15 protein-coding genes are annotated in these 17,718 nt (G+C 67.1%); 5 read left to right on the top strand and 10 right to left on the bottom strand.

The features are described 5' to 3' along the window. The first annotated feature begins 410 nt into the window (after positions 1–410). Positions 411–3,167, top strand: coding sequence for a VCBS domain-containing protein (locus HUK65_RS03800; RefSeq protein WP_179904802.1), 2,757 nt, complete (start codon positions 411–413; stop codon positions 3,165–3,167). A 408-nt stretch (positions 3,168–3,575) separates the two neighbouring features. On the opposite strand, the gene HUK65_RS03795 is transcribed toward HUK65_RS03800, so the two are convergent. Further along, positions 3,576–3,953 (bottom strand): diacylglycerol kinase, encoded by a 378-nt coding sequence (locus tag HUK65_RS03795; RefSeq protein WP_179904801.1) that lies wholly within the window; start codon positions 3,951–3,953, stop codon positions 3,576–3,578. Positions 3,954–4,089: 136 nt separating this feature from the next. Between HUK65_RS03795 and HUK65_RS03790 the strand changes: the two genes are divergently transcribed. Next, complete coding sequence (locus tag HUK65_RS03790; protein ID WP_407692410.1) at positions 4,090–5,673, top strand: Ppx/GppA family phosphatase; 1,584 nt, start codon at positions 4,090–4,092, stop codon at positions 5,671–5,673. A gap of 116 nt (positions 5,674–5,789) precedes the next feature. Here HUK65_RS03790 and HUK65_RS03785 read toward each other — a convergent pair whose 3' ends face one another. The 4 genes from HUK65_RS03785 to HUK65_RS03770 all read right to left on the bottom strand — a co-directional run bounded on the left by HUK65_RS03785 (position 5,790) and on the right by HUK65_RS03770 (position 9,713). After that, positions 5,790–6,149, bottom strand: a complete 360-nt coding sequence (locus tag HUK65_RS03785) for a hypothetical protein (RefSeq protein WP_179904800.1) — start codon at positions 6,147–6,149, stop codon at positions 5,790–5,792. Between the two features lie 32 nt (positions 6,150–6,181). After that, a complete protein-coding gene (locus HUK65_RS03780) occupies positions 6,182–7,219 on the bottom strand; it encodes an endonuclease/exonuclease/phosphatase family protein (RefSeq protein WP_179904799.1) in 1,038 nt (345 codons plus the stop codon). Then, a complete protein-coding gene (locus tag HUK65_RS03775) occupies positions 7,216–7,899 on the bottom strand; it encodes a molecular chaperone DjiA (RefSeq protein WP_179904798.1) in 684 nt (227 codons plus the stop codon). The genes HUK65_RS03780 and HUK65_RS03775 overlap by 4 nt, the downstream gene beginning before the upstream one ends. A gap of 341 nt (positions 7,900–8,240) precedes the next feature. Further along, positions 8,241–9,713, bottom strand: coding sequence for an aminotransferase-like domain-containing protein (locus HUK65_RS03770; protein WP_179904797.1), 1,473 nt, complete (start codon positions 9,711–9,713; stop codon positions 8,241–8,243). Between the two features lie 122 nt (positions 9,714–9,835). Between HUK65_RS03770 and HUK65_RS03765 the strand changes: the two genes are divergently transcribed. Next, the gene (locus HUK65_RS03765; RefSeq protein ID WP_179904796.1) at positions 9,836–11,233 is read left to right on the top strand and encodes an aminotransferase family protein; all 1,398 of its coding nucleotides are present in this window, start codon (positions 9,836–9,838) and stop codon (positions 11,231–11,233) included. 117 nt (positions 11,234–11,350) lie between these two features. Here HUK65_RS03765 and HUK65_RS03760 read toward each other — a convergent pair whose 3' ends face one another. Next, positions 11,351–11,608: a hypothetical protein gene (locus HUK65_RS03760; protein WP_179904795.1), complete on the bottom strand. Its 258-nt coding sequence runs from the start codon at positions 11,606–11,608 to the stop codon at positions 11,351–11,353. Between the two features lie 180 nt (positions 11,609–11,788). Here HUK65_RS03760 and HUK65_RS03755 point away from each other — a divergent pair, with 180 nt between their 5' ends. Next, positions 11,789–12,085 carry a DUF1330 domain-containing protein gene (locus HUK65_RS03755; RefSeq protein WP_179904794.1) on the top strand — a complete coding sequence of 99 codons (297 nt, stop codon included), beginning with the start codon at positions 11,789–11,791 and terminating at the stop codon, positions 12,083–12,085. Between the two features lie 85 nt (positions 12,086–12,170). Here HUK65_RS03755 and HUK65_RS03750 read toward each other — a convergent pair whose 3' ends face one another. The 4 genes from HUK65_RS03750 to HUK65_RS03735 all read right to left on the bottom strand — a co-directional run bounded on the left by HUK65_RS03750 (position 12,171) and on the right by HUK65_RS03735 (position 17,065). Then, positions 12,171–12,902, bottom strand: a complete 732-nt coding sequence (locus HUK65_RS03750) for an alanyl-tRNA editing protein (RefSeq protein WP_179904793.1) — start codon at positions 12,900–12,902, stop codon at positions 12,171–12,173. Beyond that, entirely contained in the window at positions 12,899–15,424 is a 2,526-nt protein-coding gene (locus HUK65_RS03745; RefSeq protein WP_179904792.1) for a DUF3772 domain-containing protein, read from the bottom strand. The genes HUK65_RS03750 and HUK65_RS03745 overlap by 4 nt, the downstream gene beginning before the upstream one ends. A gap of 30 nt (positions 15,425–15,454) precedes the next feature. Next, on the bottom strand, positions 15,455–16,486 hold the full coding sequence (locus HUK65_RS03740; protein WP_179904791.1) for a cysteine synthase A: 1,032 nt from the start codon (positions 16,484–16,486) through the stop codon (positions 15,455–15,457). Positions 16,487–16,627: 141 nt separating this feature from the next. Next, positions 16,628–17,065, bottom strand: coding sequence for a hypothetical protein (locus HUK65_RS03735; protein ID WP_179904790.1), 438 nt, complete (start codon positions 17,063–17,065; stop codon positions 16,628–16,630). Between the two features lie 220 nt (positions 17,066–17,285). Between HUK65_RS03735 and HUK65_RS03730 the strand changes: the two genes are divergently transcribed. After that, positions 17,286–17,672, top strand: coding sequence for a DUF4168 domain-containing protein (locus HUK65_RS03730; RefSeq protein WP_179904789.1), 387 nt, complete (start codon positions 17,286–17,288; stop codon positions 17,670–17,672). Positions 17,673–17,718: the final 46 nt, after the last annotated feature.

The raw sequence follows: 17,718 nt of genomic DNA, 5'->3' as shown, positions 1-17,718 counted from the left end.
CCCGGGCGCGACCCGGCAGGCCATTCGCGGCGGGGGACACCAATCGGACAGGTAAGCCGGACCTTGCGGGTCTTGCGCAGCCGGGTCTGCCGCAAGCGCCTTAACCGGATAGAGACACTCCGCCGTCATGATGTCCCTGCTCGAAGAGTCTAGGAGGTAACATGCACGTCGCTGAACCGCGCGGCGCGGAGCTGGATGGCCGCCCGGCGGGGGGCATGATCCAGCCGCCCTGACGGGCTGCCCTGCCTGCACAATCCACAGACCACCCCATGCAGATGGCCTGCCCGCGCAGCCAGGATGCATCGACTCCTGCCCGGGCTTCAGCACTCGGGTGATCCCGCGCGCATGGGCCGTTGCGCGGCAACAGCGCTGCCCGTCCCACCCCCAGCACAAACCGCCAAGAGCCACGGATGAGCACCGACCATACCCGCCCCCAGCTTGTCAGCCTCTCGATGCCCGAGGTGATCGACCTGGGCAATGGCATCGCCCCGGCGACATTCGCGGTCACGGCCACGGGCAGCGCCGGGATCGACCGGGCGGTGTTCTGGTTCGACAGCCCGCTGGGCTATGGCTTTTCCGGCGCGACCGCTGCCGGGAGCTGGCCGCTGATGGTCGTCAACGGCATATGGCAGGATGGCCAGTCCAGCGTCACCCGCCATTTCGCCCCGGATCATAGCGCCAATGCGGCGCGGACAGTCTCGCTCAGCCGGGTCGCGCTGGAGGATATCAACGGCAACTCAACCATCTACAACGCCCATACCCTGGCCGAGATGGGCCTGCCCACCAGCTTCCAGATTACTGGCGGTGCAACCGACACCACCCGTCCCCGGCTGATCAGCATCTCCCTGCCCGAGGTCATTGACCTGGACGCGGGCCCTGCCAGCGCAACCTTTGGGCTGACCGCCGAGGACGCCGCCGGAATCGACCGGGCTGTGTTCCACTTTGACAGCCCCCTGGGCTTTGCTTTCAGTGAAAGCGCCACGCCGGGCACACAATCGCTGATGGTCGTCAATGGCATCTGGCAGGACGGCCAGTCCACCGTCACCCGCCATTTTGCCGCCGGGCACAGTGCGAATGCGCCGCGCACGGTGTCCGTGGACCGGGTCATGCTGCAGGATATCAACGGCAACCAGACCGTTTACCTGCGTCAGCAACTCGAAGAGATGGGCCTGCGCACCGATTTCCAGATTTCGGGCGCGGCACCCGATACCACCGGCCCCCAACTGGTCGGCCTGTCGCTGCCGCAGATCATCGACCTCGGCGATGGCTCTGCCCCTGCCACATTCACGCTCTCCGCAACCGACACGGCCGGGATCGACCGTGCGGTGCTCTGGTTCGACAGTCCGCTGGGTTATGGCTTTTCCGAGACCGCCACCCCGAACAGCCTGCAAATGCTGGTTGTCAACGGCATATGGGAGAACGGCCAGTCCAGCCTCACCCGCCACTTCGCCGCCGGGCACAGCGCCAACACGCCGCGCACCGTCTCGCTTGACCGGATTGTGCTGGACGATATCAACGGAAATTCCAGCGTCTATCACGCGCCGGACCTGGCCGAGATGGGCCTGCCCACCAGCTTCAAGCTGTGGGAGGGCACCCCGCCCACGCCCGAACTGAGCTATACCACCGTGCTCAGCGCGGACACGCTGCTTGTCCGGATCATCGACCCGTCGAATGCCCGCGATGGCGCCCGGCTTTCGGGGCATATCACCCTTGAACTGGATGGTGCCAGCTATGTCGGAACCACCGCCCCGGGTGGCGGGTCCGTGACCCATGCCGAAATCGGACCTTCGGGCGGCCGGTTCCAGCTGGACCTGGAGGCCACGCTGGCCGCTTACAGGCCACGCGGCAGCCACCTGCTGGAGATCACATTTGACCTCGAACACAGCGGATCGATGCGGATCATCCGCGAGACGCTGTCAATCAACGACCGCGCCGCCGATGTCGAATGGATCGGCCGGGTGCAGTTCTCCGTTTTTCCACCGCTTGTTGCCCGTGATGATACCGCCGAAGCCATTCAGGACGGCGCCGAGATCAGCGGCAACGTGCTGGCCAATGACACGGGCGAGGGCCTGCGGGTGATCAGCGCCGCCGGGTCATCGGGCAGGGTCGGAGTGCCCGTTTCAGGCGATCTTGGGACCTTGACCCTCGAGGAAGACGGAAGTTTCACCTACCTCCCCAACCTGGCAGCGCATCTGCCAGCAGGGGTGACAGCAGTGGATGTCTTTCAATACCGTGTCCGGGATGGGGGAGGCCAACGAGAGTACGCGGAACTGGAGATCACCGTGACCGGGGTGAATGACCCCGCCAGCATCGACGGCGATACCGCGGGGCTGGTCACCGCGGGCGACCCGGATCGCCAGAGGATCGCGGGGCAGTTGACCGTCATCGACCCGGATCAGGGCGAGGACCGGCTGCAAATGCCCGAAGCCGCGGCACTGGCCGGCGAGTTCGGCACCTTTAGCCTGAACCCCGAAACCGGCGCCTGGGACTATACCCTTGGACCGCAAGCCGACGCCCTGCCCCACGGGTCCGCCGCAGTAACCGATACGCTGCAAGTCGTCAGCCTGGACGGAACGGCCACTGAAACCATCACCATTACCATCGAACCGCCCCCCCTGCCCGAACCGGACCCGCGCGCGCAGCTGTCCGTAGCGGTGCTTGATCGCGCGGGCAATCCGCTGGACGGGACCACGGTCAGCTTTGCCGCCGATGATGACGCCAGCTACAGCGGCGCGCCCGGTCCAGGTGGGGTCCTGGACTTCGAACTGGCCGCCGGGTCCGCCGGATGGGTCCAGGTCACGCGCGCCCACAGCCCGCAGACGGATGCGCGCCCCACTGCAGCGGATGCGCTGGATGTGCTGCGCCTTGCCATCGGCCTGTCCCCAAGCTGGGGTGCGGCGCGTCCGCTGGATTTCATTGCCGCCGACATCAATCAGGATGGCCAGGTCACCGCCACCGATGCGCTGGAGGTCCTGCGCGCGGCCATCGGGCTGGACACCGCAGATGGTCAGCGATGGGTCTTTCTCGATCCAGATGCCGATCTGACAGCGATAAGCCGCTCCAACAGCCTTGTTGAGCCCGGCCTTCGGGTTGACCCCTTGCCCCCCGGCCTGACCGAGGTTTCCCTGACCGGCGTGCTGCTGGGCAGTGTTCAGGACTGGGCATAGTGTTCGCCCCCTGACGAAAGGTTCCCGCGCGGCCCATGCAATACTGTCGCAAGGGGCGGTTATGCGGGACCTTTCTGCCGTTGGTCATTGGGCGCGAAGCCGCGCTGCGTCGGGCCGCGGTGCGGCGATCCGTGCCGTGAGCTATCGTGCTTTATGGCAGCCAGATCCGTAAAACTTCCAGGCTATGCAGTTGTGGCAGCCAAGTCGCCGTGCCGGGGGGCGGCCCGGCGAGGCGCGGCGGGCTGACGCCCTTGATTCCGCGCCGGGGAGCGACCGCTCAGGGCTCCAATCCGTCACAGGGCACCTTGTGTCAGGTGGCGAACAATAGCTGCAAGCCCTGCGCCGATTGCGGCGCATATGCCCTGTGGTGATGCCGCCCCCTGCGCGCCGGGCCTTGGACGTCATGCCTCAGCCACCGGCTATAAGGCCCCAGAGGCTGACCCCCCAGGCAGATGCCGCCGCCAGCGCGCATAGCGCCACCCCCGCCGAGGCGCAGTCCTTTGCCTTGCGCGCCGCCGCGCGCGGGCGCCCTGAAATGTCATCGACCGCGGTTTCGATTGCAGTGTTGAAAAGCTCGGCCGCCAGGACCAGGAACCCCAGCGCAATGATCAGCGCCCGCGCCCCCGGCTCCAGCGGCAGCAACAGGGCCGCACCGCTCGAAATCGCGTGCAGCACGGTCCACTGGCGCAGGGATTTCTCGCTCGCCCAGGCCGCGCGCCATCCCTCCAGCGACCAGCGTATGGTGTTGCCGATGCGGCGCAGTTCGGCCTTCAACGATAAGAACATGCGACCTGCCGCCCTGCGCTGCTTCTGCTGGGCTGCGATCCTTCGTCGCGCAATGCGCGCTGTCAACTCCGGCCTTGGCGATTGACCGGCGCCATCGCCGGGCACTAGTATGCCTGACAAAGTTGACAGATACAGGATGCGACTGATGGACGGCGGCACGCCCGACGATTCGCAACGCGGCTTCTTTGGCCGTCCACTGTTCAATGATCCATCAGCGCGGGCGCTCCGGCATGTGGGCGTTATCGACGTGGGGTCGAACTCGGTCCGGATGGTGATATTCGACGGCGCTGCCCGCAGCCCGGCCTATTTCTTCAACGAAAAGGTGCTGTGCGGGTTGGGCCGGGGCCTGACCGCAACCGGCAGGCTGAACCCCGAAGGTCGCGCGCGGGCGCTGGCCACGATGAAACGCTTTGCCCTGCTGGCACGCGGCATGAACCTGAGCAACTTGACGATCGTTGCCACAGCCGCCATCCGCGAGGCCGAGGACGGCCCCGAATTTGCCGCCGAGGTCGCGCAGGCCACCGGTCTGGAGATGCTGGTCATCAATGGCGCCGAGGAGGCACGGCTGTCGGCACAGGGCGTGTTGACAGGTTGGCCCGGTGCCGCCGGGCTGGTCTGCGACATCGGCGGGTCTTCGATGGAGCTGGCGGAAATCGGCGACGGCGAGGTGCATCGGTGCGTGACCTCGCCATTGGGCCCGTTCCGCCTGCAACAGGTAGAGGGCGGCAAGAAGGGGCTGCGCAGGCATATCAACCAGGTGCTGCGTGATCTGTGCGGCGAAATCGGCGACCACCATGACGCGCTTTACCTGGTGGGCGGCTCCTGGCGGGCGCTGGCGCGGCTGGACATGCATCGGCGCAACTATCCGCTGCTGGTGCTGCACGAATACGAAATGACGCCCAAATCGGTGCGCCGCACGATGGACTGGCTGAAGGAGCATGACCCCGAACGCCTGCGCGCCCAGACCGGCATGTCGGTGGAGCGTATGGCGCTGGTGCCCCTGGCGGTTCAGGTGCTGCGCCAGCTGCTGCATGTGTTCCGGCCCAAACGCATCCATATTTCAGGCTACGGTATTCGCGAGGGGATCCTGTACGACCAGATGCCCGAGGAGTTGCGCCGCCGTGATCCGCTGATCGAGGCCTGCCGCTTTGCCGAGCATCAGAACGCCCGTTTGCCCGGCTTCGGGCGCAAGCTCTATGATTTCCTGCTGCCCCTGTGGCGTTCAGCGCCCGAGCGGCGGCTGCGGATCATCAAGGCCGCCTGCCTGCTGCATGACGTGAACTGGCGCACGCACCCCGATTACCGCGCGGACGCCTGTTTCGATACCGCCACCCGCGCCAACCTGGGTGGCCTGAACCATGATGAACGCGTGTTCCTGAGCCTGGCGCTCATGTATCGCTACAAGACAAACGGGATGACCCCCCGGATGCAGCGGGTATCCGAGCTGCTGGAAGAGGATGAGCGGCGCGCGGCGCAGATTCTGGGCCGGGCGCTGCGGTTTGGTGCCATGTTCTCCATGGACGGGCCGGAAAACGGCGGCGAGTTGCGGCTGTTTCCGAAGAAGAAGGTGCTGGAGCTGGTCCTGAACCCGGACACAAGCGACCTGTTCACCGAAGTCGCCGAAGCCCGCTTCGCGGCCCTGGCAAGATTGCTGAAAGCCGAAACCAAGGTGCGCGTGGCCCGCCGCAGAGCGATGGTGCAGCCTGACGCACAGGCTTGAGCACGCCGCCCCCCCGCGCGCCGGGCGCTGACGGATGCACAAGGTCACGCGTCCCGGGGCATCTTCCGGCGTTTCGCATAAAGCGGCGCGGCTGGCTGCGGTCTGCAAAAGCAGGCTCAAAGCTCCAGCGGATCGGTCAGCGGGTCATGCTCGGCATCGGGGCTGTCATCATCGGGCGCCGGGCCCTCGGGCAACGGATCTTCGAGCGGCTGGCGACGGCGCAGGATGATGTCTCCGTTGGGAAGCACCTCGGGCGGGTGATAGGCGGCCATGCCGCCCAGCTTCTCGGCCAGTTCCCGCAGGCGCGGGCCAAGGGCGTCCAGCTGCGGCTCGATCCCTTCGAAGAATTCACGCAGCAGGGATCCGGCCTCATCGCGCAGCTCTTCAAGGCGTTGCTCCAGCCCGGGCGCATCGGCGCGCGCCGGAACAGGCTGGGACAGCAGCACGGCAAGCAGGATGGGGGCCAAAGGTTTCATGGCGCCAGTCTACCGGCCCGGGCCTCATCCCGCTACAGGTCCAGATCAAGGGTCACCGGAAAATGATCCGACGCGGTCAGCAGCGCCTGACAGAGCGCCGGATCGCCATAGCACCCGGGATCGTCGAACGGGTTCCAGATACGCCACAGGGGCTCACGGGCGCGCAGGTCGGGCGAGACCATGATGTAATCGAGCAGGGCCGAGACATAATGCCCGTCCGGCAGCCGGAACCGCGCCGAAACCGGCGCCGCGGCCAGGTGTTTGCTCAGCCCCATGCGGGCGTGGCGGTCATAAAGCTGCAGATCGGCGGGCAGGTCCCAGCCAAGCACGATCTCCACCCCGGAACGGGGGAAGAATTCTTCGAATTCATCGACTTCGGGGCCGTCATTGAAGTCACCAAGAACGATCAGCGGCTCGGCCTTGGTCAGAAAATCGGTGATGCGGGCGCGCAGCCACAGGCATTGGCCATATTGCTTGCGCCGGTTTTCCAGTCCAAGGCGGCGAATATCGGAAGGGCTGCGCGCACCCGAAGGCGCCTTCGACTTGGTATGCACGCCCATCATGTGGAACGCAGCCCCGCTGGCAGTCTGGCACAGAAGCTCCAGCGGCGGGCGGGCAAAGCGGACCTTCTCGCGCAGGCCGGTCACGGGGTCGGCATAGCTGTGGGTGGCGTCAAACCGCGGCGCGTCAGGGGTGCCCGGGGCCGGATCATGGATCAGCTGCAGCTGGTCGGGGTCGAACATCACGGCGATTTCCTGCTGGCTTTCGCTGGCAAATCCCACCAGGGTACGGCGCGCGCGCAGACCGAAACCGGCGGCAAAACCTTCGAGCGCGGCGGTGCAGGAGCGGCCCGGCCCTTCGTCCGGGGCTTCGATCACCATGATGGCATCGGCGTCCAGACGGGCGAAGACCGCGCCAAGCGCGTCAAGCTGCTGCATCCGGGTGATGCCATGGCGCCCGCCGGGGCCGTCATCGCGGTGCATGCGATCCTGGTCATCGAACAGGGCATTGAACCATGCCACGTTATAGGTGGCCAGCCGCAGCGGACGCGCAGCATCGGACACGGTCATGCAGCGCGGCCTTCGCGGATTTCCTCCCAGGCGCGGTTGACATCCTGCAGGCGGCGCTCGGCCAGGCGGATGGCTTCGGCGGGCACGCCCCGCGCGGCCATGCGATCCGGATGCGTGTCGCGCACCTGCTGGCGGTAGACGCGGCGGATCTCATCGAGGGGCGCATCGGGAGCGACGTCAAGCACCGCATAGGGGTCATGGGGGACATCGCCGACGAATCGCGCGCGCAGACAGCGCAGGCAGCGCGGGCTCAGGCCGAAGATGGCGGCAACCTCGGCCAGGAAGGCATCTTCGTCCGGGTGAAGCTGACCATCGGCCATGGCGATATGGAACAGGCCTTCGACCAGATCGACCAGCACCGGGTCCCCGGGCGGGAACATCCGGGCGATCCGGCGGGCATAGGCGTCAAAACCGGCAACGTCCTGACGGGCCAGATTGAAGACCCGCGCGGCGGCGCGCTCTTCCTCGGGGGGGATGGTGAAGACCTCGCGAAACGCGGCGACCTCGGTGCGACTGACCTGGCCGTCCGCCTTGGCCATCTTGGCGCCAAGGGCGATCACGGCGATGGCAAAGGCAACCGTGCGTTCGGGCGGGGTGCGCAACCGGTCGAAGACGGCGCTGAGGCTTTCGCCCTGCCGCAGCGCCGAAAGCGCGCGCGATATGCGGGTCCAGAGTGACATGCGATTTCCATAGCATGCCCGGTGACCGAGCGCAGCGGGAAAGCGTGCGCGAAGGACGCGCGACGCGGGGTCGCGGGGCAGCGCGCAGGCGGGCACATGGACCCTTACGCCTGGCGCTACGGATACGGGGATCCTCCCGCCCGTCGGGGATGCATCAGGATGCACCCCTCCCGTTGGGCCGGGCCGCGTGCGCATGGCGCACGCGGCCCGGCCCAACGCCTGAGGCGTTGCGGGGAACCCGCAGTGCCGAAGGGGGCGGGAGCGCACGGGATTGGGAAAACCATGCGGGCGCGTGAGCCTTCAGGCAGAAAGGGCGCGCCGGGACCGGCATACACCGCGGCTCAGCCATGTGGCGCTTCCATGGCCCGGGCGATCCGGGCGATGCCTTCGGGGATACGGTCGGCCGGAATCGAGCTGTAGGCGATCCGGTAGAACCCCGTCGGCGCCTGCGGCCCGTGAAAGAAGGGCGCCCCCGGTTCGATCAGCACGCCCTGCCCGCGCAGGCGCGCCGCCAGCGCCGCCGTGTCCAGGCCATCGGGCGCGCGCATCCACAAGCTGGAGCCACCGGGCGCTCTTGTGCTGCCTGCAAGGTGGAGCCCCTCACGCGCGACGGCGTCAAGGGTGATCTGGCGGCGCTGGTGAAACGCGGCGCCCAGACGGCGCAGCATGGCGTCATGGTGGCCCAGTGACAGAAAATAGGCCGCCGCCCGCTGGATCAGCCCCGGCGGGTGGCGCAGCACCGAGGCGCGCAGCGCGCGGGCCTCGCGGATGAAGGGCGCGGCCCCCACCAGATAGCCCAGCCGCAACCCCGGAAACAGCGACTTGGAAAAGCTGCCGACATGGATCACCCGGTCGCTGCGGTCCAGCGCCTTGAGCGCGGGCAGCGCGGCCCCACCCGTCGCCAGTTCGAATTCGTAATCGTCCTCAACCACCAGAAGGCCCTCGGCTTCGGCCCGGCGCAGCAAGGCGCGGCGGGTGTTCAGCGGCATGGTGGCTCCGGTGGGGCAATGGTGGCTGGGGGTGCAGAACAGCACATCCAGCCCGCGCGGCAACCGGTCCGGTTCCAGCCCCTGCGGCCCCACGGCCAGCGGCTGCACCCGGCAGCGCGTCTGTCCCAGGATCGCGCGCAGGCCGGGATAGCCCGGGTCCTCGATCCCCGCCACGCGCCGCTGGTTCAGCAGCAATTGCGCGGCCAGCCACAGGGCGTTCTGCGCGCCGAGCGTGACCAGAACCTCCTCCGGGCGGGCCAGGATGCCGCGCCGGGGCAGGCTGTGGCGCGCGATATATTCCACCAGCCGAGGGTCATCGGCTTCGAAACTGTCATCGCTCATGGCCGGGAAATCGCGCTGGCCCAGGGCGCGCAGGGTGCAGGCGCGCCAGCTTTGATGATCGAAGAGCGCCGGGTCCGCCTGGCCATAGATGAAGGGGAAGCGATAGCTGCGCCAGTCGGCGGGCTTGGCGCTGCCCAGCGGGGCCTCGGCCCGTGGCCCCAGGGCGCGCGCCCAGTCCACCCCCGCACCATCCTGAACCCGGGGGGCGGCGCGCACCGGCGGCGGAACTGCCTGAGCAGATACGAAATACCCCGACCGCCCCCGCGCCTGCAGGAAGTCATCGGCCACCAGGTCACCATAGGCCAGGGTGACAGTGATCCGGCTGACCCCCAGATAACTGGCCAACCCGCGGCTGGAGGGCATCCGCTCCCCCGGCTGCAGCCGCCCTGCAAGGATCGCCTCGGCCACCATCTGGCGGATGCGCTGCTGAAGGGTTCCCGGGGTGTCAGGGTCCAGCGCGAAACAGCTGGGTGCAATGGCCATCAGGCGATCCCCCATGACAGGCAGCGGGCATGATCTGGCCACATGGATAGCGCCGGACTGGCCCTATCTGCAAGCCCGCGATGCAGGCAGGCTTTGCTCTGACCCGCTGACAGGAGCCCGCCATGGATGACGCGCCGCGCCACAACGACCTGAGCCATGTGATCGCCGCTGACCGCGCCCATGTCTGGCATCACCTCAGCCAGCACAAAACCTATGAGACAACCGACCCCCGCGTGATCGTCGAAGGCCGCGGGTTGCGCGTCTGGGACGCCACCGGGCGCGAGACGCTGGACGCTGTGTCCGGCGGGGTCTGGACCGTGAATGTCGGCTACGGGCGCGAAACCATCGCCGATGCGGTGCGCGACCAGCTGGTGCGGATGAATTTCTTTGCCGGTGCCGCAGGGTCCATCCCCGGCGCGCAATTCGCCGAACGGCTGATCGAAAAGATGCCCGGCATGTCCCGCGTCTATTATTCCAACTCCGGGTCCGAGGCGAATGAGAAAGCCTACAAGATCGTCCGCCAGATCGCCCATCGCCAGCACGGCGGGCGCAAATGGAAGATCCTGTATCGAGAGCGTGATTACCACGGCACCACCATCGCCACCCTTGCCTCGGGCGGGCAAGAGGAACGCCGCGCCATGTATGGCCCCTTCCCCCCGGGCTTCATCCCCGTGCCCCATTGCCTGGAATATCGCAGCCAATGGGGCGAGGTCGCGGATTACGGCCTGCGCGCGGCCGATGCCATCGAAGAGGTGATCCTGCGTGAAGGCCCGGATACGGTCGGCGCCATCATCCTGGAACCCGTGACCGCTGGCGGCGGCGTCATCACTCCGCCCGAAGGCTACTGGCCCCGCGTGCAGGAGATCTGCCGGAAATACGGACTTCTGCTGATCATCGACGAGGTTGTCTGCGGCGTCGGGCGCACCGGCACCTGGTTCGGCTATCAGCACTTCGGCATCCAGCCCGATATCGTGACCATGGCCAAGGGGGTCGCCTCGGGCTATGCGGCGATTTCCTGCACCGTGACAACCGAAGCCGTGTTCGACATGTTCAAGGATGACCCCGGCGATCCGCTCTCCTATTTCCGTGACATCTCCACCTTTGGCGGCTGCACCGCCGGCCCCGCGGCCGCGCTGGAAAACATGCGCATCATCGAGGATGAAGGGTTGCTGGACAATTGCACCGCCATGGGCGCGCGGTTGATGGACAATCTGCGCGCGCTGCAGGCGCGGCACCCGGTCATCGGCGATGTGCGCGGCAAGGGGCTGTTTTGCGGCGCCGAACTGGTGGCCGACCGCGCCACGCGCGCGCCGCTACCCGAGGCGCAGGTCGCCGCCGTCCTAGGCGCGGTGATGAAGCGCGGCGTTCAGATCGGCATGACCAACCGCTCCATTCCGGGGCTGAACAATACGCTCTGCCTCAGCCCCGCGCTGATGGTTAGCGCCGATCAGATCGACCAGATCACCAGCGCGATCGACGAAGCGCTGGGAGAGATCTGCGAAAGCCCCGGCGCCGGCTGATACCACCCGCGCGGCGTGGTCAAGTCGCAGAGGCGCAAAGCCCTGACACACCGATGACCGCCCCGCCATCCAACTGGCAAGGCTGCAGGCTCCGGAACACGCCCGTTCCCGCGTCGGTCAGGTCGCGCTTGCAAGCCGCTTTTCGGCACCGCTGGTCCGGCTGGCCGTCGGGCGCACCTTCGGCTTGCGCTTCTTCGCCTCCTCCGAACACATCGCTTCGGCCTCGGCGGCCAGTTCGGCACTGCTCTGATGCGGAATTCCCTGCGCCGCAACGCCCATCATCCGCAACCAGAACTCCTGCTGCGCCTGAATGTAGCGCACCCAGACCACCGTATTGCGTGTCCAGATCGAAAGCGGGTCAAAACCGGGGGCCATGGCAAATCCTCTCCAGGTTAGGGTCGCGTTTGTCACCATATGGGAACCTTGGGTCCTGAACTGAACCCCAGGTTGATGACAAGGGCGCAAAACTGGCAAGGTTTTGCCATCTCTGCCTTGATCCTGCGCAAGTTTGCGGCTTTTCTGACCACCCATCAACACAAACCCGCCGGAGTTTCCATGCCCAAAGCCTATTGGGTCGCCCATGTCGATATCACCGACCCCACCGCCTATGAGGCCTATCGCAGCGCCAACGCTGCCGCATTCGCGCGTTTCGGCGGGCGCTTCCTGGTCCGGGGCGGCACACAGGACAGCCGCGAAGGCGCCACCCGGGCCCGCAACGTGGTGATCGAATTCGCCGATCTGGCCACCGCCCGCGCCTGCTACGACAGCCCAGAATACCAGGCGGCCAAGGCGCTGCGCGATCCGGTGTCCACCGCCGACCTGGTCATCGTCGAAGGCTACGGCGAGGGCTGAGGACTGGCCAGGACGCGCACCGGGCCGGTGCGGCGCGCCAGCGCTGGCCGAGCCTGGCCCCGTGGGGCGGCAGGCAACCGAAGCGTCAGCCCTCCAGATGCAGTGCCACGCGGCGGTTCTGGCGGCCCTTCTTTTCGATCTTGCCGATCCGCAGGCCGCCGATCTCGCCCGTGCGTGCCACATGCGTCCCGCCACACGGCTGCAGATCAACCTGATCCGCCCCCGCCCCGATCCGCACCAGCCGCACCCGCCCCTGCCCCATGGGCGGCGCCACCGACATGGTCTTGACCAGCGCGGGATTCGCCGCCAGTTCCGCATCGGTGATCCAGTCCTCGGACACCGGCAGATCGCGCGCCACCAGCGCCTGCAACGCCTCTTCCAGCGCCGCACGCTCCGGCGGGGCCTCGGGCATGTCGAAGTCCAGCCGTCCCTTCTCGGGGCCGATCTGCCCGCCGGTCACCGGCAGCGGGATCACCACCGACAGCAGATGCAGCGCCGTATGCACCCGCATCATGGCGTAGCGCCGCGCCCAGTCCAGATGCTGCGTGCCCTCAGTGCCCACCGGTGGCAGGGCCTGCCCCGCGCCCGGCACCAGCAGCACGGCCCCCTCAGGCCCCTTGCGCGTATCGGTGATGGTCAACGCGCCGCCGGGCCAGACCAGCCGCCCGGTATCGCCCGGCTGCCCGCCCCCCGCCGGATAGAACAGGCTCGCCTCAAGCACCAACGCCCCATCAAGATGCGCCAGAACGCGCGCGGGCGCCTGCTGCGCATAGGCGTCTTCGCGGAACAACAGCCGGGTTGCGGGCAGGTCGGTCATCGATCTGTATCTCCTCCATCTGCGGGGCCAGCGGACAAGTCATCCAGATCCGGGCGCGCGGCATCGGACAGCGGGTCGTCCGGCTGCACCGGTCGGCGCGGGGCGGTGCTGGCCACAGGCGCGGGGTTGGCGGGCGCGGGGGTGGCGGGCGCCTCGCCGCGCAGGGCTTCAGGGTTGCGCAGCCAGATATCGCGCTGCGCAAAGGGAATTTCAATCCCCGCCTCGCGGAAGCGGCGGGCGATCTCGTGGTTCATGTCCGAACGCACCTTCATGATGAAATTCACATCGCGCAGGATGCAACGCACCTCGAACTCCAGCGCATCCGCGCCAAAATCCAGAAACACCACCGACGGCGGCGGGTTGAGCGCGACAATCGGCTGCGCCTCGGCCACCTCGCGCAGGATGCGCTCCACCTCGCGTGTGTCCGAGGTATAGGCCACCCCCACCTTGACGATCAGCCGCCCCGTGTTGTTGTGATGCGTCCAGTTGGTCACCGTCCCCGAGATCAGGTCCGCATTGGGCACGATCACATCGGTCCGGTCGAAGGTCTCGATCACGGTCGAGCGCACCGAGATCGACCGCACGATCCCCATGGTACCGCCCACCTCGATCCAGTCGCCTTCGGCAATAGGGCGTTCGACCAGCAGAATGATGCCGGAAATGAAGTTCGACACCACATTCTGCAGGCCAAAGCCGATCCCAACCGACAGCGCCCCCGCCACCAGCGCCAGCGCCGACAGGTCGATCCCGGCGGTGGAAAAGGCGATCACGGCCGCCAGGAATATCCCCACATAGCCCGTGCCGGACACCACCGCCTTCTGCCCGCCCCGGTCCAGCGAGGTCTTTGGCAGCACCGTGGACCCAAGCGCCCCCTGGATAATCCGCGTGACCGTATAGCCGATGGCAAAGATGATCAGGAAACTCAGCAGGTTGGTGGGTGAAATCCGCGTCTCGCCGATCACGAAGCCCTCGCGCACCACCTGCCATATCTCCAGCAGTTCGGACGTGCGCACCCCCCAGATCAGCAGGAACACCGGCAGCGACAGCAGCGCCAGGCCAAAGCCGATCAGCGCCGGGATCAATGCCTCGGTCGCTTCTTCGCCGCCGCCTGTGATGGCGGCATAGATATCGCCCACCAGGCGCTGCAACAGCACCAGAAGCCCCATCAGGCCCAGCGATTCGATTGCCGGAAACAGCAGCGCCTCGGCCGCCTGGACATAGCCGATCCCGGCCAGCACCGGCGCGCCGATGCCCAGCACCATGGCGATGCGCCCCAGCACGCCCACCAGCCGGTCAAAGAAGCTCGCCTGTGCGGGCTCCTCGGCCTCGGCGGCCTGCTGCACGCTCTGGCGCGCATGCAGCAACAACAGTTGACCGATGCGGAACAGCACCACCCCGGCCAGCACCAGCAACGGAAAGGAGATCACGGCGTTTGCCGCGTCGGTCTGCACATCGGGTTCGATAAAGGCATTGGCCAGCGCATACAGCCCCAGGAACAGCCCGGTCAGCGAGGCCATGAACCGCCCCTCGCGGCGGCGTTCGCGCGGCAGGCGCAGGGGCGAATAGGCCAGTTCGGCGCGGGTGAAGATCTGCCCACCCAGCCAGCGCGCCGTCAGATAGTACATCCCCGCCACGACAAAGGCCGATACCGTGGCGGATCCCGTCTCGCCCAGAAGCCCCGTGACCTCCAGCGCCAGCACCAGCAGGAACACCCCTGCCAGTGGCACGATGATCTGCGAAAGGGATGTCAACAGCGCCATCGCCTGCTGGCCGCGCCGGCTTTGCGCCCCCTCCTGCAGCCGTTGCGTCACCTGTTCGGCAAAGCGCCTGCCCCGCATCAGCAGCAAGAGCGCCAGCATGATCGCACCGATCATCACCGGCAGGTTCGAGCGGAACTCGACCCGCACCGCAGGGTCGCGCCAGTTGCCCAGTGCCTCCCCATAGACCGTGAAGCCCGAGGAAAACACCGCATCCACCCCCGCCAGCCAGTTCGCCGGGTTCACCGGGCTGGGCCAGAGCGTCATCAGCGCATCGGCATCGCGTTCGCGCAGCACCCGGTCGATGGTGCGGATCAGCCCGTCGGCGCGGCGAAAGGCCTCATCCGCGGTGATCCCCGGCGCGGCAACGCGGGACAGCTGTTCGTTCAGCGCCGTGCGGCGCTCGGCGATCTCGGGGGGGTCGGTCTCGCCTTCCTCGGGCGGGGGGCCAAGGGCCTCGATCTGGCGGCGTAGTGCTGCGACCCGTTCGCGGCTGGCATCCTGAACCGCCAGAAAGGCGGCACGTTTTTCCACAAGCTGCGCGCGCAGGTCCAGGAGGATGGCCGAGTCGGTGGCTGAATCCGCCAGCGCAGCTTCGGCCAGCGTGGCCAGCGACTCCCAAAGCACCATATCGGGACCGGTGGCAGCTTCACTGGCCTGCTGGGCCTCGCGCGCGTCGATGTCCTGGGCCTGCGCATGGCCGGGCAGCGCCAGCACGGCCACAAGCCCCAGCAGGGCAAGGCCTGCGCGAAAATAGCTTGGCACGGGTCGCATATGGTCGCTCAGCCTCCGGGCTCAGGCTTCCATTACATCCGGCAGATCGGGCGCGGGGCGGTCCATCCACTCCGGGACCGGCAGCCCCTTTTCGCGCAGAAAGGCCGGGTTGAACAGCTTGGACTGATAGCGCGTGCCATAGTCGCACAGGATGGTGACGATCGTATGCCCCGGCCCCATGTCCTGCGCCATGCGGATCGCACCCGCCACATTGATCCCCGACGAGCCCCCCAGGCACAGCCCTTCACGCGCCAGCAGGTCAAAGCACACCGGCAATGCCTCGGCATCCGGGATGCGGGCGCAGAAATCGGGGGTGAACCCTTCAAGGTTCGCGGTCACCCGCCCCTGCCCGATCCCTTCGGTGATGCTGGAGCCCTTGGCCTTGAATTCACCGGTGGTATAGAAACTGTAGAGCGCGGCCCCGTCCGGGTCCGCGAGCCCGATCCTGACCCCCTTCGGCTGCAGCGCCTGCGCTACACCCGCCAGCGTTCCGCCCGACCCCACGGCACAGATGAACCCGTCCACCTTGCCGCCGGTCTGCGCCCATATCTCGGGGCCGGTGCTTTCGACATGGGCCTGGCGGTTGGCCACATTGTCGAACTGGTTGGCCCAGATGGCGCCGTTGGGCTCGGAGGCGGCCAGCGCCTCGGCCAGGCGGCCGGAATAACGGATGTAGTTGTTGATGTCGCGGTAGGGCTTCGCCGGCACCTCGACCAGTTCGGCCCCCGCCAGCCGCAACATGTCCTTCTTTTCCTGGCTCTGCGTCTCAGGGATCACGATCACCGTGCGAAACCCCATTGACGCGCCGACCAGCGCCAGCCCGATCCCGGTGTTCCCGGCGGTGCCCTCGACAATCGTGCCGCCGGGCTTCAGCGCCCCGCGCGCCACCGCATCGCGGATGATCCACAGCGCGGCACGGTCCTTGACCGATTGGCCCGGGTTCAGAAACTCGGCCTTGCCCAGAATTTCGCAGCCCGTGGCCGCGCTGGGGCCTGTCAGGCGGATCAGCGGCGTGTTTCCAATGGCATCGGCAAGATCGGCGCGAATGGTCATGCGGGGCTCCCTGGAACCTGAAGAACGGTCAAGACGCGCCCGCCACGATCGCGGACGCGCCGGGCCTGTGTCCGCCGCCAGGGTCAGGAACGCAACCCGTCCCCGGCGCGATACTGGTCACGGTTTGGCGAAAGCGGCGCGTCAGCCGAAAACGCCGCGCTGCTTCAGACTGCGCGCATAGACCCACAACACAAAAGGCACCAGAACCTGCGCCCCAACCATCTGCATCGGCGTCATACCCAGCCATTCACGCGGCCCTTCGGCAGAAAACTGCACCACCCAGACCACCGCCACGATGGCCGCGATGAAGGTGAAGGCAAAGCTCAGCACGGCCATGCGGTCCCGCAGCAGTAGCAGGATTGCCGCGAACAGCCCCAGCCAGACCGCCGCACCGGTCGCCACTGCCGCCCAGAGCGGCATGACCTCATAGCCAAGACCCATCCCTTCGGGCATGGCAGGCAGTTCAGCCACCCGGTCATAGCGCGCCGCCAGGTAATCCAGCGCAAGCGCCACATACCACAGAAGGGCGGCCAGCGACATCAGGGTCATGTGGAACGGTCTGCTTTCGGTCGGCGTCATGGGCGGCTCCTGAAATTTTGCGCACAGACTGCCCCGCAAGCGCCCGGCTGTCCAGCCCGCACCGGCCACCTGTGCGAAGTTTTGGCGCCGCGCCGCAGGCCCGCGCATCTGGCACATGGGCATTTTTCCGCCAACGCGTTTGCGCGGACCCCGGATGCGCCATAGGTGAAGGTCTGTGGCGGGATGATCCGCTCCACCAAACCGATGAACAGGAGATATCATGGCCTTCAAAAGCACCCTCGCACCGGCAGCTGTCGCCCTCGGCATGGCAATGGGAAGCCTCGGCGCCCTGCCCGCCGCCGCGCAGGCCGAAGCCTCGGGCGCCGAGATGATCGAGCAGGAACAGAAACTCGATGCCTTCATCGACGCGGCCATGGCCGTGGCCGAGGTCCGCGACGCCTATCTTGCAACGCTGCAAGACGCCGAGAGCGAGGACGAGCAGAACCAGATCATCGAAGCGGCCAATACCGCCATCCTCGAAGCCGTGGAAGAAACACCCGGGATCACCGTGGACGAATACATCGCCATCGGCGATGCCGCCGCCGCGGACCCCGAACTCAACGCCCTCCTGAACGAGCGTTTTGCCGAACTGCACGGCGAAGACTGAGCCTGCAAGCGCGACCGCGCCCAGGAAAGGGCGCGGAACCGCCCCG

The sequence above is a fragment of the Rhabdonatronobacter sediminivivens genome (assembly GCF_013415485.1).
Classification (GTDB): domain Bacteria; phylum Pseudomonadota; class Alphaproteobacteria; order Rhodobacterales; family Rhodobacteraceae; genus Rhabdonatronobacter; species Rhabdonatronobacter sediminivivens.
The sequence above is the reverse complement of the archived record's forward strand: the minus strand, read 5'-3'. Positions and strand labels throughout refer to the sequence as shown.